At 71.3% G+C, this 20,446-nt stretch carries 18 protein-coding genes; 8 read left to right on the forward strand and 10 right to left on the reverse strand.

Going from position 1 to position 20,446, the window contains the following annotated elements:
- Nucleotides 1–142 precede the first annotated feature (142 nt).
- From VF612_RS10725 to VF612_RS10745, 5 genes are all read right to left on the reverse strand, one after another.
- Complete coding sequence (locus VF612_RS10725) at nucleotides 143–487, reverse strand: type II toxin-antitoxin system PemK/MazF family toxin (protein WP_408659842.1); 345 nt, start codon at nucleotides 485–487, stop codon at nucleotides 143–145.
- Complete coding sequence (locus VF612_RS10730; RefSeq protein WP_408659843.1) at nucleotides 481–726, reverse strand: ribbon-helix-helix protein, CopG family; 246 nt, start codon at nucleotides 724–726, stop codon at nucleotides 481–483. The genes VF612_RS10725 and VF612_RS10730 overlap by 7 nt, the downstream gene beginning before the upstream one ends.
- 103 nt (nucleotides 727–829) lie before the next feature.
- The gene (locus VF612_RS10735; protein WP_408659844.1) at nucleotides 830–1,573 is read right to left on the reverse strand and encodes a Clp protease N-terminal domain-containing protein; all 744 of its coding nucleotides are present in this window, start codon (nucleotides 1,571–1,573) and stop codon (nucleotides 830–832) included.
- Between the two features lie 51 nt (nucleotides 1,574–1,624).
- On the reverse strand, nucleotides 1,625–3,088 hold the full coding sequence (locus tag VF612_RS10740; RefSeq protein WP_408659845.1) for a protein adenylyltransferase SelO: 1,464 nt from the start codon (nucleotides 3,086–3,088) through the stop codon (nucleotides 1,625–1,627).
- 54 nt (nucleotides 3,089–3,142) lie between these two features.
- Complete coding sequence (locus VF612_RS10745; protein ID WP_408659846.1) at nucleotides 3,143–3,322, reverse strand: hypothetical protein; 180 nt, start codon at nucleotides 3,320–3,322, stop codon at nucleotides 3,143–3,145.
- Between the two features lie 95 nt (nucleotides 3,323–3,417).
- On the opposite strand from VF612_RS10745, the gene VF612_RS10750 reads away from it, so the two are divergent.
- The 4 genes from VF612_RS10750 (at nucleotide 3,418) to VF612_RS10765 (ending at nucleotide 6,186) form a co-directional block, all read left to right on the forward strand.
- A complete protein-coding gene (locus VF612_RS10750) occupies nucleotides 3,418–4,326 on the forward strand; it encodes a hypothetical protein (RefSeq protein ID WP_408659847.1) in 909 nt (302 codons plus the stop codon).
- Nucleotides 4,323–4,763, forward strand: coding sequence for a PIN domain-containing protein (locus VF612_RS10755; RefSeq protein ID WP_408659848.1), 441 nt, complete (start codon nucleotides 4,323–4,325; stop codon nucleotides 4,761–4,763). Before VF612_RS10750 ends, VF612_RS10755 begins: the two co-directional genes overlap by 4 nt.
- A gap of 48 nt (nucleotides 4,764–4,811) precedes the next feature.
- Nucleotides 4,812–5,708: an aminoglycoside phosphotransferase family protein gene (locus VF612_RS10760; protein WP_408659849.1), complete on the forward strand. Its 897-nt coding sequence runs from the start codon at nucleotides 4,812–4,814 to the stop codon at nucleotides 5,706–5,708.
- Nucleotides 5,709–5,802: 94 nt separating this feature from the next.
- Nucleotides 5,803–6,186 (forward strand): hypothetical protein, encoded by a 384-nt coding sequence (locus VF612_RS10765; protein ID WP_408659850.1) that lies wholly within the window; start codon nucleotides 5,803–5,805, stop codon nucleotides 6,184–6,186.
- Nucleotides 6,187–6,214: 28 nt separating this feature from the next.
- Here the strand turns inward: VF612_RS10765 and VF612_RS10770 are convergent, their stop codons facing one another.
- Nucleotides 6,215–7,519 (reverse strand): aspartate aminotransferase family protein, encoded by a 1,305-nt coding sequence (locus tag VF612_RS10770; RefSeq protein ID WP_408659851.1) that lies wholly within the window; start codon nucleotides 7,517–7,519, stop codon nucleotides 6,215–6,217.
- A gap of 130 nt (nucleotides 7,520–7,649) precedes the next feature.
- Between VF612_RS10770 and VF612_RS10775 the strand changes: the two genes are divergently transcribed.
- The 4 genes from VF612_RS10775 (at nucleotide 7,650) to VF612_RS10790 (ending at nucleotide 13,446) form a co-directional block, all read left to right on the forward strand.
- Nucleotides 7,650–7,814, forward strand: coding sequence for a hypothetical protein (locus VF612_RS10775; protein ID WP_408659852.1), 165 nt, complete (start codon nucleotides 7,650–7,652; stop codon nucleotides 7,812–7,814).
- Nucleotides 7,815–7,962: 148 nt separating this feature from the next.
- Complete coding sequence (gene lysX, locus VF612_RS10780) at nucleotides 7,963–11,340, forward strand: bifunctional lysylphosphatidylglycerol synthetase/lysine--tRNA ligase LysX (RefSeq protein ID WP_408659853.1); 3,378 nt, start codon at nucleotides 7,963–7,965, stop codon at nucleotides 11,338–11,340.
- Between the two features lie 14 nt (nucleotides 11,341–11,354).
- Nucleotides 11,355–12,398, forward strand: a complete 1,044-nt coding sequence (locus tag VF612_RS10785; RefSeq protein ID WP_408659854.1) for a phosphotransferase family protein — start codon at nucleotides 11,355–11,357, stop codon at nucleotides 12,396–12,398.
- A 121-nt stretch (nucleotides 12,399–12,519) separates the two neighbouring features.
- Nucleotides 12,520–13,446 carry a phosphatase PAP2 family protein gene (locus VF612_RS10790; protein ID WP_408659855.1) on the forward strand — a complete coding sequence of 309 codons (927 nt, stop codon included), beginning with the start codon at nucleotides 12,520–12,522 and terminating at the stop codon, nucleotides 13,444–13,446.
- Here the strand turns inward: VF612_RS10790 and VF612_RS10795 are convergent.
- From VF612_RS10795 to VF612_RS10810, 4 genes are all read right to left on the reverse strand, one after another.
- Nucleotides 13,428–16,655 (reverse strand): bifunctional [glutamine synthetase] adenylyltransferase/[glutamine synthetase]-adenylyl-L-tyrosine phosphorylase, encoded by a 3,228-nt coding sequence (locus VF612_RS10795; protein WP_408659856.1) that lies wholly within the window; start codon nucleotides 16,653–16,655, stop codon nucleotides 13,428–13,430. The two genes, VF612_RS10790 and VF612_RS10795, sit on opposite strands and share 19 nt — an antisense overlap.
- Nucleotides 16,636–17,523 carry a type 1 glutamine amidotransferase gene (locus tag VF612_RS10800; protein ID WP_408659857.1) on the reverse strand — a complete coding sequence of 296 codons (888 nt, stop codon included), beginning with the start codon at nucleotides 17,521–17,523 and terminating at the stop codon, nucleotides 16,636–16,638. Before VF612_RS10800 ends, VF612_RS10795 begins: the two co-directional genes overlap by 20 nt.
- 27 nt (nucleotides 17,524–17,550) lie before the next feature.
- On the reverse strand, nucleotides 17,551–18,909 hold the full coding sequence (gene glnA, locus VF612_RS10805) for a type I glutamate--ammonia ligase (RefSeq protein ID WP_408659858.1): 1,359 nt from the start codon (nucleotides 18,907–18,909) through the stop codon (nucleotides 17,551–17,553).
- Nucleotides 18,910–19,038: 129 nt separating this feature from the next.
- Nucleotides 19,039–20,292 (reverse strand): L,D-transpeptidase, encoded by a 1,254-nt coding sequence (locus VF612_RS10810; RefSeq protein ID WP_408659859.1) that lies wholly within the window; start codon nucleotides 20,290–20,292, stop codon nucleotides 19,039–19,041.
- Between the last annotated feature and the right edge of the window lie 154 nt (nucleotides 20,293–20,446).

The raw sequence follows: 20,446 nt of genomic DNA on the forward strand, positions 1-20,446 counted from the left end.
GACCATGAAAGGTCGTGCGGGCACTACGGTGAGACACGAGAGCCTCCGGGTCGGAGTGGGTCCTAGACAAACCACACCCCACCCGGAGGTTCTCACCGTTTCAAGCCGCCACGCCCACCACCAACGTCCTGGCCGAGTACAGCTAGAGGTCCAGGACGCGCCGCAGGCCGTGATCGACCTCGCGCAACAGGGCTAGGGGCACAGCTCCTGCATGTTCGATCAGATCCGTCTTGTCCAGAGTCACCACAGCAGTGACGGACACGACAGAGTCTCGCGGCAGCCCGGTTGCCTTCGCAGGCAGGAATACGTTGCCGGGCATCGACGCCAAGTCGGTGTTGGACGTGACCACCACAGCCAGCACCGTTGCCAGCAGGCTCGCGTTATACGTGTCTGCTGAGACCACCAGCACCAGCCGGCGCTTGGCAGGACGAGATCCGAGGGGCGCTCCGAGGTCTGCCCAGTAGATGTCACCCCGCTCGATCACCATTCAGGCGTCGAAGCCAAGACCCGCCGGCCTGCCGTGACAGCTTGCTCGGCGGTGTCGTCGCGGCCAGCCAGCGCGGCGACAGCCGCGTTGATCTGATCGGTCAACGATTCGGCATCGAGCTGATCCAAGTAGTAAGCGACCGCGCGCGTGAAGAACTCCGAACGACTCATACCTAGGTCGTGCGCTCGCCTGGATGCCCTCTCGAAGGTGTCATCAGGTATGGAGATCGCGGTCTTCATGGTCTGAGTATAACCGGGTATAACATCTAAGTATAACCGGGTATAAAGCTGTGCAATGGCTGAAAGGTGACAGCTCACGCAGGCTACAAACTGCACGGCAGGGCTAGCGCTGCTCGCCGGCGTCGGGAGCGATGTGGAAGACGCCGATGGTCGCCAGAACGGCCGCTTCCACCTTCGCCTTCTCGATGCCGAGCCCAGCCAACGGACCTGATCCGGCCTCGTGCTCCAGCAGGGCGAGCAGGATGTGCTCGGTGCCGATGTAGTTGTGGCCCAGCCGGAGCGCTTCGCGGAAGGTCAGCTCCAGCGCCTTGCGCGCGTCGGTGTCATACGGGATGAGGTCGGGCATCGCGGCAGCCGGCGGCGGCAGCGTCGCGGCGACCGCGGTCCGCAGGGCGTCCAGCGACATGCCTTGACCGCGAAGGACGATGGCCGCGACCGCCTGCGGCTCGTAGAGCAGCCCCAGGATCAGGTGTCCGGTCTGGATCGTGTCGTTGCCCGCGTCCCGGGCCTCGTTCTGCGCGGCCATCACGACGTTCCTGGCCCGCTGGGTGAACCGGCTGAACCCCTGGCTGGCATCGAGGTCCGGCGCCCCCGCCTTGGGGACGAAGCGCTTCTGCGCCGCCTGCTTGGTGACCCCCATGCTGCGGCCGATGTCGGTCCAGGACGCGCCCGAGCGGCGGGCCTGGTCCACGAAATGGCCGATCAGGTGGTCGGCCACCTCGTCGATGTGCTGCGCGGCCAGCACGGCGTCGGCGAGTTGATCGAGCGGCTCGGTGTGCACCTTCTTGATGGCGGCGATCAGGTCGTCCAGCCGGACGGGGCTGGCCATCTGGGTTGGTTCTGACATGCGACAACCATAGGTTGACGTCGTACGCAGCGTCAACCCTGAGTTGTCGAATCAGGTGCCGCAGAACGTCACGTACGAGCCGAAGTCCTCCGGAGCCGGCCCCGCATAGCGCTCCAGGCCCGGGCGCTCGTCGAAGGGCGCGGTCACCGCCTCGAGCAGCCGTCGCACCGGGTTCAGGTCCCCGCCGACCGCTGCGGTCAGCGCCTCTTCGACCAGGTGGTTGCGCGGGATGTAGACGGGGTTCACCCGGTCCATGGCCTGCGCGTCCGGCCCGAGGGCGCGCCAGCGCTGCAGCCAGCCATCGATCGCCGCGAGGTCGAGGACCAGCCCGCGCACCGGCTCGGCGTCGCCCCGGGCCGCCGAGCCCAGGCCGCGGAAGAACGACGTGTAGTCGACGTGGTTGGCCTGCAAGAGGGCGAGCAGCTCGTCGGCCAGGGCGGTCGCCTCAGCGTCCTCGACCCCAGCGGGCAGCCCCAGCTTGGCGCGCATGCCGGCCAGCGAGGCGGCGACGTACTGCTCGCGGAACCGCTCGAGCGCCTCCATCGCCAGGGCTACCGCCCGGTCCTCGTCGTCGGCGAACAGCGGCAGCAAAGTCTCGGCCAGCCGGGCCAGGTTCCACTCCGCGACCAGGGGCTGGTTTCCGTAGGCATAGCGCCCGCCCGCGTCGATCGAGCTGAACACGGTGGCCTGGTCGTAGGCGTCCAGGAAGGCGCACGGGCCGTAGTCGATGGTCTCGCCGGAGATCGTCATGTTGTCGGTGTTCATGACGCCGTGGACGAACCCGACCAGCATCCACCGCGCCACCAGCGACGCCTGCGCGGCGACCACGGCCTCGAACAGGGCCAGGTACCGGTGCGGCGCGTCCGCCGCGGCGGGGTGATGCCGGCTGATCGCGTGGTCGGCCAGCCGGCGCAGCAGGTCGAGGTCCCCGGTCAGGGCGGCGTACTGGAAGCTGCCCACCCGAAGGTGGCTGCTGGCCACCCGCGCCAGCACCGCTCCGGGCAGCACGGTCTCGCGCCGCACCGGACGCCCGGTCGCGACCACGGCGAGGGATCGGGTCGTCGGCACGCCGAGCGCCTGCATCGCCTCGCTGATCACGTACTCGCGCAGCATCGGGCCCACCGCCGCCAGGCCGTCCCCGCCGCGCGCGAACGGGGTACGTCCGGACCCCTTCAGGTGCAGGTCGCGACGCTGCCCATCGGGACTGGCGACCTCACCCAGCAGCAGCGCCCGCCCGTCGCCCAGCCGCGGCACCAGCCCGCCGCACTGGTGGCCGGCGTACGCCTGCGCCACCGGGGTCGCCCCGTCGGGCACCAGGTTGCCCACCAGGAAGCGCAGGCCGTCGGGGCCGCGCAGCCAGTCGGGGTCCAGGCCAAGCTCGGCGGCGAGGGGCTCGTTGAGCACCAGCAGCCGCGGGTCCGGAGCCGGCTCGGCCTGCCACGGAAGCGCCATCTCGCCCAGCTCGCGGGCGAACCGGTCGTCAAGATCAACGGTCGATACGGGTGCGATGCTCATTTATCCGAGGGTACCTGCGGCGCCGGCGTCCTGCGCTGCTCGCAGCGTGTCCCTTCAGAGCCGAACCCCGGCCAGCGCGGTGGCTCGATCGGCGAGGGCAGCGAGCACCTCGGCGTGCGCCGGGCCGGTGCTGACGCTGAGCGCCAACCGGCCGTCGGCGATGTGCAGCTCGAAGCTGAAGAACCCGCAGCATTGCGTCTCGCGAGCCGCCAGGTCGGCTGCCGTGGCTGCCACCGCGGGCCCGCCGCTCAATGCGGCATGGACCTGTTCGACGGGCGGCGCTGGCGTCGATCATGGCCGTTGACAGTGGCGTGTGTCAGAGTGGCGCCATGGCGGGAGAGGAGTTCCGGGCAAAGCTACGTGGCAGCGAAGCCACTCTGGGCGTGGTCCGCGCCAGTGACGTCGCCCGCCTGATCACCGGCTTGGAATCTGCGGTAGCGGCAGCGGCTTACGCCGCGCTGGGCAAACCCAGGCGCGCTTCGACGGGTCGTCACCGGGCGGCCATTGAGGCTGCCTCGCGGCTTCACTTCCAGAACGTCGAGCCTGGCAGCGTGGTAGCCGTACTTCGACTCCCCCAGCTCGCCGAGGTCACTGACGACGCCTTCGATATCGAGGTGGACGACCTTGCCGGAGCGGCGTTCGACCGTCTCGTCGCGTCCTTCACGCAACCTGACGACCAGGTCGACGCCGGCATCGCCAAGGCGCTGGCCGACCTCGGTTACGAACTGGGCATTGGCGAGAGGCATGAGGAACTGCTGTTGAGCAGCGCCAGGTCCTCGTCAGTGGGCCGCCTCGATGCCAGCGCCAAGGAGCGGATGCGTCGACTGGCCGACGCGCCCCTCGGACGCCAGCCGGACGTCATCCTGGGAACGCTGCATGAGGCCGACTTCGACCGTCGCACCGCGCGGCTGCACGCGACAACAGGCGAGACGGTGACGGTCGAGTTTCCTGCTGAGCTCGACGACAAGATCCAAGAGGCGCTTCGGGCGCAAGCCGCCTTCGAAGGCATCGTCAGCTTCGACCCGGTCACCTCGATCGCGCGGCGCGTGGAGTTGCGGCGCATCAGCGCCCCGGAGCCACTCCCGTACGACACTTCGGCGTTCTGGGTGACCACATCAGTCGACGATCTAGCACAAGAGCAAGGGGTCGTGCCGGCCACGTTCGAGGCCCCGTTCGCCCAGTGGAGTGAGCAGGAGCTCGCTGATATCACCAGCGCCTTGGCGGATCTGGACGCATGAGTCCGGACGAGGTGCCGCCTGGCCCTTTGTTGATCGACACGGACGTCGCCACCTGGCTGTTGACCGGCGTTGCGGAGGCTCAGCCTTGGCAACCGCTACTTCGGGGACACCTGCTGACGTTGTCCTTCGTGAACGTCGGGGAGCTTCTCGCGTTGCCCATCTCCCGAAGCTGGGGCCACACGAGGCTGGCCGCATGGACCCAGGCCATCCGGCGCAACTTCGTCGTGCTGCCCTTCGACGCGAAGATCACCGAGCAATGGGCACCACTGCATGTCAGGTATCGAGGACATCTGCAACGAGGCGGAGCGAACGACCTCTGGGTAGCGGCCTCGGCGTTGTCGGCAAACCCGCCGCTTCCGTTGGCGACAAACAACCTGAGCGACTTCATCACCGTGGCCGCCGACTATCCATTACGCCTGGTCCACCCGGATCTGTAGTTCCGGACGGTCCGAAAGCGTGAGCCCAGTCCAGATGGTGGGATAGGCGTGACCGTTCCCCGCATGCATGCCGATGAGGTCGAGGTTGATCCTGACCTTGTCCGCAACCTGCTGGCCGAGCAGGCGCCTCAGTGGGCGGGGCTACCGCTGACCCGGCTGCCCACCTGGGGAACCGATCACGTCATCTACCGGCTGGGCGGTGACCTCTCCGTGCGGCTGCCCAAGATCGGCTGGGCAGCGTCCCAGGGCGTCACCGAGCAGCGATGGCTGCCGCTGATCGCCGCGCAGGTGGCCGTCGAGGTCCCGGCGCCGCTGTTCGTCGGCCGGCCGCAAGGGCGCTACCCCTACCGCTGGTACGTCTCGCCCTGGCTCGCCGGCGAGAACCCCCGGCCGGGGGACGACCTGACCGTGATCGCCGGTGACCTCGCCGACTTCGTGCTGGATCTGCAGCGTCTCGACCCATCAGGCGCGCCGCGACCCCAGAGCGGGGACAGAGGTGGACCGCTGGCCGACGCCGACACCGCGACCCGCGAGCCTGCCGAGCAGCTGCGCGGTCAGACCGACGTCGACGCCCTGCTGGCCGCCTGGGAGGCCGGGGTGACGGCGCCGGGCTGGACGGGGCCGTCGCGCTGGGTGCATGGCGACCTGATGGACGGCAACCTGTTGGTCCGGCGTGGCCGGCTGGCCGCGGTCATCGACTGGGGCAGCTGCAAGGCAGGCGACCCCGCCATCGACCTGGTCGCGGCCTGGAGCTTGTTCGACGGGCCGAGCCGGGCGGTCTTTCGCGAGCGGCTCGGCTTCGTGGACGAGCCGATGTGGCTGCGCGGCAGGGCCTGGGCGGTCTCCGCGGCGGTCCAGGCGCTGCCGTACTACCGCGACACCAACCCCGACATCGTCGCCCGGTCCTGGCGCGCGGTGCACGCCGTGCTCGCTGACCTCGAGTAGGCGATTCAGCGGGCTGGGACGGTAAATATTTAGGAGCATCGGGTTGATACGGACATACTAGACGCAATGTCGCAAGCTGCTTACACTGCGCAGCATGAGAACCCTCGCCCGTGCCACCGCAGCCGGCATTGCGCTAGCAACCGTGATCCTGAGCAACCCCGTTACCGCCTCCGCGTCCGGCCCGATGCAGGTCACCGGCGGATCGGGCTGTGTGAGCTCGTACAACAACACATTCCAGTGCTTCGACAACTTCACCGGAGGAACGGCTCCCTACACCCTTTCGGGATCCACAAGTAATACCTACGCCACCATCCGGCAAATGAGCCTTTTCACCAATGCGGATAGCTATGAGATCTGGGTCTATGGTGACTGCGTCCCTGGTAAGCAGACATGGGTGTACATCAACGTCCAGGACTCCGGCGGACAAACCTTGTCGCTGAGAAGGACCATCTCTTGTGGCGGAGGATCAGGCGTCTGAGGCGCCTACAGCCAGCACATCCCTGCCCTCAGCCGAGTAGCCGGTGCGACACCTCGCCGATCGCCTGGTCGAGGATCTCCACGCCGAGCGCGATCTCGTCCTCGGTGCTGGTCAGCGGCGGCGCGATCCGGAACGTGCCGCCCATCCCGGGCAGCTGCACCACGTTCATGTGCAGCCCCAGCTCCAGGCAGCGCCGCGTGACCAGGGCGCCCAGCTGGTCCGAACCCGTCTTCGTCGCCCGGTCGGTGACCAGCTCGACGCCCTGCAGCAGGCCCCGCCCGCGGACGTCGCCGACCACCTCGTGCCGGTCCTGCACGGCCAGCAGACCGTCCCGCAGCGCCGCGCCGAGCTTGCGGGCCCGCTCGTCCAGCCGTTCGCGTTCGGCCACGTCCAGCACCGTGTTCCCCACCGCCGCGACCAGCGGGTCCGACACATGGGTGGTGTAGAACAGGAACCCGCGCCGGTGCGCCTCCTCCTCGATGGCGGCTGAGGTGATGACCGCGGCCAGCGGCAGCCCCGCGCCCAGGGTCTTGGACAGCGTGATGAGGTCCGGGACGACGCCGTCCCGCTCGAAGGCGTACCAGGTCCCGGTACGGCACAGCCCGGTCTGCGCCTCGTCCAGGATCAGCAGCATCCCGCGCTCCTCGCACTTGCGCTTGAGCGCCGCGAGGTAGCCGACCGGCGGGTCGATCACCCCACCGGAGCTGAGGATCGGCTCCACCAGGCAGGCGGCCAGGCTGCCCACCGACTGGGCGTCCACCAGGCCGAACGCCCAGTCAAGCTGCCGTTGCCAGTCCAGCTCGCCGTCAGCGGTGACGAAGTCCGGGCGGTAGCTGTTCGGGGTCGGGATCGCGAGGTTGCCGACGGTGGGGCCGTAGCCGTGCCGGCCGGCGCTGTAGGTGGCGGCCGCCGCGCCGGCGGTCATGCCGTGCCAGGAGCCGGCGAACGAGACGATCTCGTGCTTGCCGGTGACCAGCTTGGCCATCCGCAGCGCGGCCTCGTTCGCCTCCGCGCCGGTGGTGAGCAGCAGGGTCTTGGCCAGCGGCGCCGGCAGCGATTCGGCGAGCCGGCGCGCCAGCTCCACCACCGGGCGCGACAGCATGCCGCTGAACAGGTGGTCGAGAGTGCCGACCTGCTGCCGCACGGTGGCCACGATCTCGGGATGGGAGTGGCCGAGGATCGCGCTCATCTGGCCCGAGGTGAAGTCCAGCACCTTCCGGCCGCTCTCGGTGTAGAGGAAGCTGCCTTCGGCGCGGACGATGATCTCGGGACTGAACGTGCCGCCGTAACGGATCAGGTGCTGATCGACGTCGGACCAGAAGTCGTTAGCCATGGCCAGACGCTACAGCCCGGCTGCGCGGGTATGGGACCTAAGCTTGCCGCATGCCGGTCACCCACCCGAGCAAGGCCGCCCACCGCAGGAGCCGCACCGGCCAGGCCAGCCCGCCCAGGGGAGGATCCGGATGACCGGCTACCCATCGATGCCCCCGGCTCATCAACCGGGCGGTCCCAGGTCGCGGGTCTGGATCTGGGTGCTTGGCTGGGTGATCGTGGGCGTTCTGGTACTCCTTCCGGTAGTCACGGTATTGATCATCGGCATTCAATGGATCCTTGCCGACGATCCGTGATCCGGCGCCCTGACGGCCCACCGGGCTCAGCCGGCTCGTGCGGCCGGCCGTGAGCGCTCGACGTCCCGCACTGACGTAGCGTCTGCACTGGTTCGCAGATCGCGGGCGCCCGCCCGCCGCCGTAGCTGGAGGGTTGGGACGAGGCGTGGTGCTCAGCGAGGCCGTAGCCGCTCCGAGCACCGCCCCGGCCGAGCCGTCCCAGCAGTCACCGGTGGTCACCGGCTGGCGGGAGGAGTTCGTCTCCCTGGCCGGCCGGATCATCGTGCTGGCCGGCTTCTGGTCGCTGGTCAGCCTGATCCTGCGGCCGCTGCGCTGGGTCCGCTGGATCGACGACCTGTTCGGCCTGATCAACCTGCCGGCCGGGCCGAGCCTGTTCTCCACCGTGCTGCTGTTCGTGGTCGGCGGCGCGGTCCGGCGGCGGATGAGGGTCTCGCTGTGGCTGCTGCTGGGCTTCCAGGCCGTCGCCGCCGTGGAGCTGCTGGGCGCGGCGCTGCAGCTGGCCTTCGACCGGAACGAGGCGCGCCAGATCCGGCCGATCGAAGCGGTCGAGCTGGTGGTGAACCTGCCGCTGACCGTGCTGCTGGTGGTGCTGCTCTGGCGCAGCCGGAGCGCGTTCACGTCCCGGCTGGAGCCGGGCGCGCGGTGGCGGGCGCTGGCCGTCCTGGCCGCCGGCCTGATCGTCTCGGTCAGCGTCACGGTGGCCCTGACGCTGAGCTTCCCGGACACCCTGGCCGGAGTCTGGCAGCAGCTGGTCTGGGCGGTCCGGGTGTCCTTCGGCGTGGAGCCCACCGCCACCGAGGTGGGCTGGCAGGGACGGCACGGCCACCACTGGATCGCGGCGCTGTCGGGCCTGCTGTCAGCGCTGGCTCTGGTGCTGGCCGCGTTGATCTTCCTGCGCTCCACCCGGGCCAAGGCCTACCTCACCGCGCAGGACGAGCTCGAGGTGCGCCGGCTGCTGCTGCAGGCCGGACACCGCGACTCGCTCGGCTACTTCGCGACCCGGCACGACAAGTCGGTGATCTTCGCGCCGGGCCACACCGCCGCCGTCACCTACCGGGTGCTGGCCAACGTCAGCCTGGCCAGCGCCGACCCGATCGGGCCGCCGGCGGCCTGGCCGGCCGCGATCGCCGCGTGGCTGGCCGAGGCCCGGACGTTCGGCTGGTTCCCGGCGGTGCTGTCGGCCAGCGAGGAGGGCGCCGAGGCCTACGTCGCGGCCGGGTTGAAGGCACTGCCGATCGGCGACGAGGCGATCATCGACGTCGACACCTTCACCGTCGAGGGCCCCACCATGCAGCCGGTCCGGCAGGCGGTGCACCGGGTGCAGCGGGCCGGTTACACCATCTCGGTGCGCCGGCACGGCGACCTCACCCCCGAGCAGCTGGCCGAGCTCGCCCAGCGCGCGGAGGAGTGGCGTGGGGAGGACACCGAACGCGGGTTCTCGATGGCGCTGGGCCGGCTCGGGGACCCGGTCGACGGCGACTGCGTCGCGGTGCTGGCGCATGACCGGGACGGCCGGCTGCGCGGGGTGCTGTCGATGGTGCCGTGGGGCCAGCGCGGCCTGTCGCTGGACCTGATGCGCCGGGACCGGACGTCGGAGAACGGCCTGATCGAGGCGATGGTCGCGGCGCTGGTCAATGCCTGCCGCGACGAGCTCGGGGTGCGCCACCTGTCGCTGAACTTCGCCATGTTCCGGGGCGTGTTCAGCGCCGCCGAGCGGGTCGGCGCCGGCCCGGTGGTGCGGCTGACCAGCCGGGTGCTCACGTTCGCGTCCCGGTTCTGGCAGATCGAGAGCCTCTACCGCGCCAACGCCCGCTACCTGCCCCGGTGGATCCCGCGGTACCTGTGCTACGACTCCTCGCTCACCCTGACCCGGGTGGCGCTGGCGGCCGGCATCGCGGAGGGCTTCCTGCCCGCCGTCGAAGGCAGCCGCGAACGGTCCGACGACGGCCGGGTGCGGCTGGACGGCAAGCTGCTGCCGTTCGCCGACGCGGTGGCCGCCCAGCACCGCTCGGCGCGCCAGGGCGTCCGGCCGCCGCGGCGGCTGAGCGAGCAGCAACGGGTCCGCCACGACAAGCTCACCCGGCTGGTCGAGGCCGGCCGCCAGCCCTATCCGGTGTCGGCGCCGCGCAGCTGCGACGTCGCGAGCCTGATCCAGCGCTTCGCCGGGCTGCCCGCCGATGCCCGCACCGGCGAGGTGGTCTCGGTGGCCGGCCGGGTGCGCGCGCTGCGCGACTTCGGCGGGCTGACCTTCGCCGTCCTGCAGGACGGGCCGGCTGCCATCCAGGCGATGATCACCAGCGCGTCCCTCGGCGCCGCCGAGCACCGGTTGCTGCGCTCGACCGTGGATCTCGGCGACTTCGTCAGCGTCACCGGCGAGATCGTCACCTCCCGGCACGGCGAGCTGTCGGTGCAGGCGCAGGCCTGGCAGATGGCCGCCAAGTGCCTGCACCCGCTGCCCGGCAGCCATGCAGGCTTCGCCGATCCGGACGCCCGGGCGCGGCAGCGGCACGTCGAGCTGATCGTCAACCCCGAGGCGATGCAGCTGCTGGCCAGGCGCAGCGCCGCGGTCCGGGAGCTGCGCCGGGCGCTGGACCGGCGCGGCTTCACCGAGGTCGAGACGCCGATGCTGCAGCCGGTGCACGGCGGCGCGAACGCCCGGCCGTTCGTCACCCACAGCAATGCCTACGACGCCACCCTGTACCTGCGGATCGCCCCGGAGCTGTTCCTGAAGCGGCTGTGCGTGGCAGGCATGGGCAAGGTGTTCGAGCTCAACCGCAACTTCCGCAACGAGGGCGCCGACGCCACCCACAATCCCGAGTTCACCTCGGTGGAGGCCTATCAGGCCTATGCCGACTACCTGGACATGCGTGAGCTGACCCGGCAGCTGATCCTCGAGGTGGCCACCGCCATGTACGGCTCGCCGATCGCCCGTCGGCCCGGCCCGGACGGCGCCCAGATCGAGGTGGACCTGTCCCAGCCGTGGCGGTCGGTGACGGTGCACGAGGCGGTCTCCCACGCCTGCGGGACGCCGGTGACCCCCGACACCGGACTGGCCGAGCTGAGCCGGCTGTGCCGGGAGCACGGCATCAACCGCCCGCCCGAGGCCAGCCCCGGCGCGCTGGTCACCGAGCTCTACGAGGTGCTGGTGGAGAAGCAGACCCAGCAGCCGACCTTCTACCTGGACTTCCCGGTGGAGGCCTCGCCGCTGACCCGGGCGCATCGCGCGGACCCGCGGCTGGCCGAGCGCTGGGACCTGGTGGCGTTCGGGGTCGAGATCGGCACCGCGTACTCCGAGCTCATCGACCCGGTGGACCAGCGGCAACGGCTGGTGGAGCAGTCGCTGCGGGCCGCCGACGGCGATGTCGAGGCGATGCAGGTAGACGAGGCGTTCCTGTCGGCCCTGGAGTACGCGATGCCGCCGACCGGGGGCCTGGGTCTCGGGGTGGACCGGCTGGTGATGATGCTGTCCGGGGCCAGCATCCGGCAGACCCTGGCGTTTCCGTTCCTGCGTCCCGGCGGCCGCTGAGCGGCGTGGGCACGATGACCGGCGGTCCCGGCTTCGGGGAAGCGGACGTCGTGGCGATCGACCGCGCTCGGAACGCCTTCCAGCAGCCGGCGCCGGCGGACGTCCTGCTGGCTATCTGCCGCCGTGCCCTGGGAGCCGGCGCGGCCGTCCGGCGGATCGTCGAACTCGGCGTCGGCACCTACAACAGCACCTACCGGGTCGAGCGCGCCGACGGCGAGCCGGTGATCCTCCGGATCGCTCCCGCGCCGTCCCGGCAGGCCCCCGGCGTGCGGGAGGCGATGCGCAACGAGCACGCGACGCTGCCCTTCCTGGCGCCGCTCGGCGGCCTCGTCCCCCGCACCCTGGCGGTCGACTTCACCCATCAGCTGCTGGACCGCGACTACCTCGTCCAGACCCTGCTGCCGGGCGAGCCCGCGTCGCAGCGGCTCGCCGGCTACTCCCCGAGCGCGCTGCGCCACCTGTACCGCGGGCTGGGGTCGGTGACCCGGGCCATCCACGACGTTTCCCGCCCGGGGTTCGGCCGGGTCGCCGGACCATTGCACCCCACCTGGAGCTCGGCGCTCACCGCCCAGTTCGAGCAGCTGGCCGAAGCCCTCACGGCGGCCGGGCTCGACGCCGATCCCGCTCAGCGGGCGGCGGCCGCAGCGCAGCGCCATGCCGCGGCGCTCGATGAGATCACCGTTCCGGCGCTGCTGCACGGTGACCTGTGGACGCTCAACCTGCTGGTCGACACCGACCCGGACCGGCCTGCCATCACCGGCGTGCTGGACTGCGACGCGGCGTCCTGGGGCGATCCGATGTCGGACTGGACGATCGACCGGGTGCTGTCGCGGGCCGGAACCGAGGTGGACGCGTTCTGGCAGGGCTATGGCGATCCCGGCGGGCCCTCCGAGAACAGCGGCCCTGCCGGGCGCCGTCCGGTCCGCGCCCTGCTCTACCGGGCTCGCAACGTCCTCGGGTCCCGGCTCGATATCGAGCGACGCGGGCTGGACCTGCGCGACATCCCGCCGATCCACTGGGACGTCACCGAGGTGCTGACCGCGCTCGAGTCGTCCTGATCGGGGTGGTCGGGCGCCTCCGTTGCGGACGAAAGCCACTTTCCGGCGGCGCCTCGCCGCAGCGGCGCACCGGCGGCGTTGCCCCGGCAAATTCCTGGCCGGGGGGTGAGAGAATGGCGCGGTGACAGCCGATGTCGCCGCTGAATCCCACGCGGTCGAACCGGGCCAGCAGCCCCGGTTCAGCGGCCTGTTCCCGAACAGCCTGCTGCACCACCGCCGGCCGAAGTGGTACCAGGAGGTCGCCATCATCGGCCTCTGCTACTGGATCTACGGCCAGGTGCGCAACCTGGTGCCGGAGCAGGCCAGCATCGCCAAACGGCACGGCCGTGGCCTGCAGCACCTACAGGACGCGCTGCACCTGAACTTCGAACGCTCCCTGAACCGGTACGTGGCCGCCCACGAGCCGCTGGCCCAGGTGATGAACTACTACTACGCCACCCTGCACTTCGTGGTGACGATCGGCTGCCTGGTCTGGCTGTTCCGGGCGCACCCGCGGATCTACCGCGGCGCCCGCACCGTGCTGTTCGCCACCTCGTTGATCGCGCTGGCCGGCTTCTACCTCTATCCGCTGGCGCCGCCCCGGCTGCTGCCGCAGTACGGCTACGTCGACACGGTGCTGAAGTTCCACACCTGGGGCTCGCTGGCCGATCCGAACATCGCCGAGCATTCCAACCAGTACGCCGCGATGCCCAGCCTGCACATGGGCTGGGCGCTGTGGTGTGGCGTGGTGATCTACCTGTGCGCCCGGCGGCGCTGGGTGCGCGTGCTCGGCATGATCTACCCCGTCACGACCTTGCTGGTCATCGTCGGCACCGCCAACCACTTCATCCTCGACGCCGTCGCCGGGCTGGCGGTGTTCCTGGTGGGCGCCCTGGTGCAGTACCTGATCTCCGGCCGCAGCGCCTTCATCGAGGCGCCGATCCGCCGGCACGTCTCCAGCGAGCGGCAGCCTCGCTCGCACCCGAAGTCATCGCCGGAGAACCTGCCGGCGGCCCCGCCGGAGCCACAGCCGAGCGCCCGGCACAGCTCTCAGTCGGCGGGGTCGTAGAAGACCGATTCGACCACCCGGCGAGCGCGGCGGGTGACCCGCCGGTAGTCATCGATCAGCTGGCCGGCCTCGAACCCCGGCCGGTAGCCCAGCACCCGGCCGACCGCCTCCAGCACCCGGCCCGGCTTGGGCAGCTGGTCCTCGGCCTTGTCCCGGACGAGCATGATCGCGTTGCGGGTGCGGCCGGCGAACCCCCAGGCCGCCGACAGCGCGGCCGCGTCGTCGGCGGCGAGCTTGCCGGCGTCCACGGCGGCCTGCAGGGCGGCCAGGGTGCCGGTGGTGCGCAGCCCGGGAACCTGGCCGGCCCACCGCAGCTGCAGTAGCTGGACCGTCCACTCGACGTCTGCCAGGCCGCCCCGGCCGAGCTTGGTGTGGGTGTGCGGGTCGGCGCCGCGCGGCAGCCGCTCGGCATCCACCCGGCCCTTGATCCGGCGGATCTCCACCACCCCGGCCGCGCCGAGCCCGCCCGCCGGGTACCGGATCGGGTCGATCAGCTCGAGGAACCGGTCCCCCAGCTCGGGGTCACCGGCGCAGAACCGGGCCCGCAGCAGGGCCTGGGCCTCCCAGACCGAGGCCCACCGCTGGTAGTACTCGGCGTAGGAGTCCAGCGAGCGCACCAGGGCGCCGCTGCGTCCCTCCGGCCGCAGGTCGGCGTCCAGCCGCAACGGCGGATCGGTGGACGGCGCCGCCAGCATCGCCCGCAGCCGTTCGGCCACCAGGTGCGCCCGGCGGCTGGCCTCGGCGCCGGCGCTGACATCGGAGAAGACGAACATCACGTCGGCGTCGGAGCCGTAGCCGAGCTCCTGCCCACCCAGCCGGCCCATCGCGATCACCGCGAACCGCAGGCCCAGCTCGGCCACGTCCAGCTCGGCGGCGACGATCCGGCGGGCGGCGTCCAGAGCCGCGGCCAGCGTGGCATCGGCCAGCTCGCTGAGCGCGAGGGCGACCTCGGGCCCGTCGAGGCGGCCCAGCAGGTCCGCGAAGGCGATCCGCAGCAGCTCCGCCCGGCGCAGCGACCGGATCGCGTGCGCGGCCTGCGCCGGATCGTCCTGCCGGCCGGCCGCGGTGGTCATCGGCGCCTCGACCTCGGGCTGCCGCCGGGGCCGCAGCTGCTCGTCGTCGGACAGCATCTGCAGCGCCTCCGGCGCCCGCACCAGCATGTTGGCCACGTACCGCGAGGTGCCCAGCAGGGTGGCCAGCCGGGACGCCACCGCGCCCTCGTCGCGCAGCAGCCGCAGGAACCACGGGCTGGTGCCCAGCGCGTCGGAGACCTGCCGGTAGGCCAGCAGCCCGGCGTCCGGATCGGGGGCGTCGGCAAGCTCGGACAGGATCACCGGCAGCAGCGCGCGCTGCAGGACCGCCCGCCGGGACAGCCCCGCGGTGAGCGCCTCGATGTGCCGCAACGCCCCCTGCGGATCGGTGTAGCCCAGCGCCTCCAGCCGCCGCCGGGCCTCCCCGGTGGTCAGCCGCAGCGCCTCGGCCGGTACCCGGGCGACCGCTTCCAGCAGCGGGCGGTAGAACAGCTTCTCGTGCAGCCGGCGGACCTCCCGGGAGTGCAGCGCCCATTCCGCGCGCCACACCGCGGCGGCGTCCCCGCGGCTGTCGGGACGGAAGCCGAGCGAGCGGGCCAGCCGCAGCACCGCCACCGCATCGTCGGGCACCAGGTGGGTCCGGCGCAGCTTGGCCAGCTGCAACCGGTGCTCGGTCGCCCGCAGGAACTCGTAGGCGTCGGCCAGGCTGACCGCGTCGTCCCGGCCGACGAACCCGCCGTCGCGCAGCGCCGCCAGCGCCGGCAGGGTCGCCCCCACCCGCAGCGACTCCTCGGCGCGGCCGTGCACCAGCTGCAGCAGCTGCACCGCGAACTCGACGTCGCGCAGGCCGCCGGGGCCGAGCTTGATCTCCCGCTCGACCAGGTCGGCGGGCAGGTGCTCGACCACCCGGCGGCGCATGGCCCGCACGTCGGCGACGAAGTCGGGACGTTGCGACGCCGTCCAGATCAGCGGCGACAAGGTCTGGACGTAGCGCTGGCCCAGCTCCAGGTCGCCGGCGATCGGACGGGCCTTCAGCAGCGCCTGGAACTCCCAGGTCGAGGCCCACCGCTTGTAGTAGGCCTCGTGGCTGGCCAGGGTGCGCACCAGGGCGCCGGACTTGCCCTCCGGACGCAGCGCGGCGTCCACCTCCCAGGCGGCCTGCCCGCAGATCCGGATGGTGTCGGCGGCCAGCTTGGTGGCGGTGGCCAGCGCCGCGCTCTCCTGATCGGCGCCCGCCGGATCCGGCTCGAAGACGAAGACCACGTCGACGTCGGAGACGTAGTTCAGCTCGCGGCCGCCGGCCTTGCCCATTCCGATGACGGCCAGCCGGCAGCCGGCTGCGTCCGGGGCCAGGCCCGCTCGCGCGATGGCCAGCCCTGCCGCCAGCACGTAACCGGCCAGGTCGGCCAGCGCCTCGGTGACCTGCTGCAGCGTCAGCTCGCTGGCCAGATCCCGGGCGGCGACCAGCAGCAGCTCGCGCCGGTAGGCAGCGCGCAGGGCCCGCACCGCGTCCGGGCCGGTGAGCGTCGCGGCCGTTCCCGCGGTGCCGGTCACCGGGTCTGCCGCCGAGGCGCCGACAGCGCCGGCCAGCCGGTCTGCGGCCGAGTCGACCGTCGGCAGGTCGGCGGCGGCGCCCCGCAGCAGGAGCGCGTCCGCGGGGTGGGCGCACAGGTGCTCGGCCAGCGTCTGGGAGGTTCCCAGGACGCCCAGCAGCCGGGTCCGGAACTCCGCTGAGGCCCGCAGCTCAGCCAGGATGTCCGGGCCTTCGCCGGCCCCGGCGAGGTCGGCGAGCATGGCCAGCGCCTGGTCGGGCGCGGCCACCCGCCCGAGCGCGGACAGCACCGCTGCCGCGGCCGGGTCGCGGGCCTCGTTGCGCTCGGCGTCCCACAGCTGCAGCGACGGCGCGGTCAGCACGTCGGCGGCCCGGACCGGATCGGCGAAACCGGCCCGCGCCAGCCGGGCGGTCAGCCGCCCGGTCAGCCGGCCGGGCGGCTGCGGGGTGTCGAGCGCGGTGGTGTCGAGCGCCGGAGGATCGGGCGCGTTGGTGTCGAGCGCCGGGGAGTCGAGCGCTGCGGAGTCGAGCGCCGGGGAGTCGCCATCGGGCTGCCCGGCAGCATCAGCGGCAGCAGCAGCCGGGGCGGCGTCGGCCGGTCCGGTGTCAGTACGCGGGTGGCTCACGCGAGGCCTGCAGCTCAGCCGCCAGGGCCGCGCGGATCGCGGCGGGATCGGTGAGCGGGCCGGCGGTGACGGCAACCGGGCCGGCAGCAACCGGACCCGGGCCGGCCATCGGCAGCAGCCGCGGCCCGGCGGCAGCGCGAGCAGCCGACGGGTCCGCGGCCAGCGCGACGAAGGCCGCGGCAACCGGCCGCCACACCTCGGCGATGTCCGGATGCGCCCGGATGCTGCGGTCCAGGATGGCGGGCAGGTCGTAGTCGGCCAGCAGCTCGGCGTCCTGCTGCGCCCACAGGGTCACGATCTCCGGCGTGGTCTCGATGTGGAACTGGACGCCCCAGGCCAGCCGACCGACCCGGAAGGCCTGCACCTCGCACACCGGCGAGGACGCGAGCAGCACCGCGCCCGGTGGCAGCTGGCTGACCTCGTCGACGTGCCACTGCAGGACGTCCGGGGTGATCGGCAGCTCGCGGAACAGCGGGTCCTCGGCGGCGGCCTGCCGCTTGGCCACCAGCTGCGAGCCGTACTCGGGCGTCTCGGCCTCGCTGACCCGGCCACCGGCGGCCACCGCCAGCAGCTGTCCTCCCAGGCAGATGCCGAGGGTGGGCAGCTCGGCGCGGACGGCGGCGGCCAGCAGCGCGCGCAGCTCCGGCAGCCAGGGAGCCACGTCGTCCTGGTAGGCGTTCATGACGCCGCCCAGCACCACCAGCGCCGAGTAGCCGGCCAGGTCGGCGGGCAGCGGCTGGCCGGTGGCCGGTGAGCACAGCACCAGCTCGGCCCCGGCCTCGCGCAGCCAGCCCTCGAGCCTGCCCAGCGGCGCCACCAGGTCGTTCTCGATGACCAGGATCGGCCGCTCGGGTCCAGGGGAAGCCATGTCAGCAGATTACTGAGCGCCGGGGGCCTAGAGCGAGGGCAGGTAGCGGCGCAGCTCGAACGGGGTCACCTCGGCCCGGTAGTCCACCCACTCCGAGCGCTTGTTGCGCAGGAAGAACTCGAAGACGTGCTCGCCCAGGGTCTCGGCGACCAGCTCGGAGTCCTCCATCGACCGCAACGCGTCGGCCAGGTTGTGCGGCAGGTCGTCATAGCCCAGCGCCCGGCGTTCGGTGTCCGACAGCGCCCAGACGTCGTCCTCGGCGCCCGGCGGCAGCTCGTAGCCCTCTTCGATGCCCTTCATGCCGGCAGCCAGCAGCACCGCGAAGGCCAGGTAGGGGTTGCACGCCGAGTCGAGCGAACGCACCTCGACCCGGGTGGAATTGGCCTTGCCCGGCTTGTACATCGGCACCCGGACCAGCGCCGAACGGTTGGCGTGGCCCCAGCAGACGTAGGTGGGGGCCTCGACCAGCTGGCCGGGGGCCGACCAGCCGAACAGCCGCTTGTAGGAGTTCACCCACTGGTTGGTGACCGCGGTGATCTCGCGGGCGTGCTTCAGCAGGCCGGCGATGAAGGCCCGCGCGGTGGCCGACAGGTACAGCGAGTCCGACGGGTCGTGGAAGGCGTTGCGGTCGCCCTCGAACAGCGACAGGTGGGTGTGCATGCCGCTGCCGGGCTGGTGCCGGAACGGCTTGGGCATGAAGGTGGCATGCACCCCGCGGGCCCGGGCGAGCTCCTTGATGATGTGCCGGAAGCTCATGATGTTGTCGGCGGTGGACAGCGCGTCGGCGTAGCGCAGGTCGATCTCCTGCTGGCCCGGCGCGACCTCGTGGTGGCTGAACTCGACGGAGATGCCGACCGCTTCCAGGGCAGTGATCGCGCCCCGCCGGAAGTCGTGGGCGGTGTCGTGGCTGGTCATGTCGAAGTAGCCGCCGTCGTCGATCGGCACCGGCTCGCTGCCGTCGGAGGGCCGGTTCTTGAGCAGGAAGAACTCGATCTCGGGGTGGGTGTAGAAGGTCAGCCCGCGCTCGGCTGCCTTGGACAGCGTCCGGCGCAGCACGTACCGGGGGTCGGCCCAGGACGGCGAGCCGTCGGGCATGGTGATGTCGCAGAACATCCGCGCGGTGTCGCTGGGCTTGCCGTCGTCGCCCTGCAGCACCTGGAACGTCGCCGGATCGGGCCGGGCGAGCATGTCCGACTCGCTGGCCCTGGCGAAGCCCTCGATCGCCGAGCCGTCGAAGCCGATCCCCTCGGCGAAGGCGCTCTCGACCTCGGCCGGGGCCACCGCGACGGACTTGAGGTAGCCGAGCACGTCGGTGAACCACAGCCGGACGAACCGGATCTGTCGCTCTTCCAGAGTGCGTAGGACGAATTCCTGCTGACGATCCACAGTCGATCAGTCTGCCGGTAACCGATGTCGGGCGGGTAACGACCCTCCGATAAGCCGCTCAGCGAGCGAAGGACCGGAGCGAGCCCGGGGCAACGCGCGAGCGGGCCCGGTGGCACAGCGAGCGGCAGCTCAGACGGCGCTGTCGGCCAGCCAGGACTCCCACGAGACGTTCCAGTAGCCGGAGTTCCACTCGGCGAGGTTGCGGCCGGTGCCCCGGATGTCGACGATGTCGCCGGGCACGGAGAAGGCGTAGAACCAGTAGGCATTGGCCGGCGAGACGTTCAGGCAGCCGTGCGAGACGTTGACCTTGCCCTGCTGCGCGATCGACCAGTCCGCCCAGTGCACGTACTCGCCGTCATAGCTGATCCGCACCCCCACCGGCACCTTCGTCCGGTAGGCGTTCTTCCCCTTGCTCAGCCCGAACGTGGCGGAGTTCATGTCGATGTTCTTCTCGCCGCCCACCACCACGTGCGGGCCCGAGTTGGTGCGCAGGTCGATCGGGCCGGTATCACCCTTGATGCGCGCGTCGCGGCCCATCGAGGTCGGGATCGACTTGATCAGCTTGTCGTTGTTGTAGACCTTGATCACCTTGGTGCGGTTGTCGACGATCGAGACGTGCTTGTCGCCGACCCGGTACCAGGTGGTGGCGTCGGCCTGCCCGTAGAGGGAGTCGCCGAAGTTTTTGCCGAAGACCTTGGCGGTGATCGTCACCTTGGTGCCGGGCTTGAGGTAGTTCTTGGCCCGCCAGTAGACGTTGGCGCCGTCCAGCCAGCTGAACGCGCCGACCTGGGCCGGGACGGTCTGCACCGAGAGCGCCGCCTGGGCGGCCTTGCGGTCGGGGATCGTCTCGTCGAAGTGGATCCGGACCACCTGGCCGACGCCGAAGGTGATCCCGGGCGCGATGCCGCCGCCGGCCGCGGTCTGGATGTAGGGCATCGTCATGTTGGCCGGCTTCAGCGTGTTGAAGGTGCTGTCCTCGGTGTACTGCTTGCCCGCGGCGTTGGTGGCGGTGGCCTGCAACCGGTAGGACCGGTCGTAGCCCAGCGTCTCCGCCGAGGACCAGGACTGCTTGTCGGCCGAGAGCGAGCCCTTGATCTGGCGGCCTTCGACGTTGGTCAGCGTCACCTGCGACAGCGAGCCACCGCTGACCGCGACCTTGACCGGCGTCACCGGGTTGACGTCGGCGGCGTCCTTGGCCGGGGTGAGCCGGAAGACCGCCGGCGCCGCCTGCGCGGTGGTGCCGGCCGAGGCGGTCGGGCTCGGGCTGCTGGTCCCCGGCGTGGCCTCGTCGGGCGCCTTCTTCTGCGAGCAGGCGCTCAACAGCAACAGGGCGGCCAGCATCGCCGATACCACCGCCGCCGTCCTGCCCCGGTCACTCGCCAAGATCGAAGTCCCTCCACCGCTGTGCGCGAGCAGCGCCGGCCCGGCGCCCTCGCCGACCTATTGTGACCTACTTTTCCGGCAGCCACGGTCACGGCTTGTGACGAAACGGTGTCGGATCACACGGTGTTCCCCGCCGGCCTCCGACTCCGCCGGC

Source organism: Jatrophihabitans sp., assembly GCF_036388195.1.
Classification (GTDB): Bacteria; Actinomycetota; Actinomycetes; order Mycobacteriales; family Jatrophihabitantaceae; genus Jatrophihabitans_A.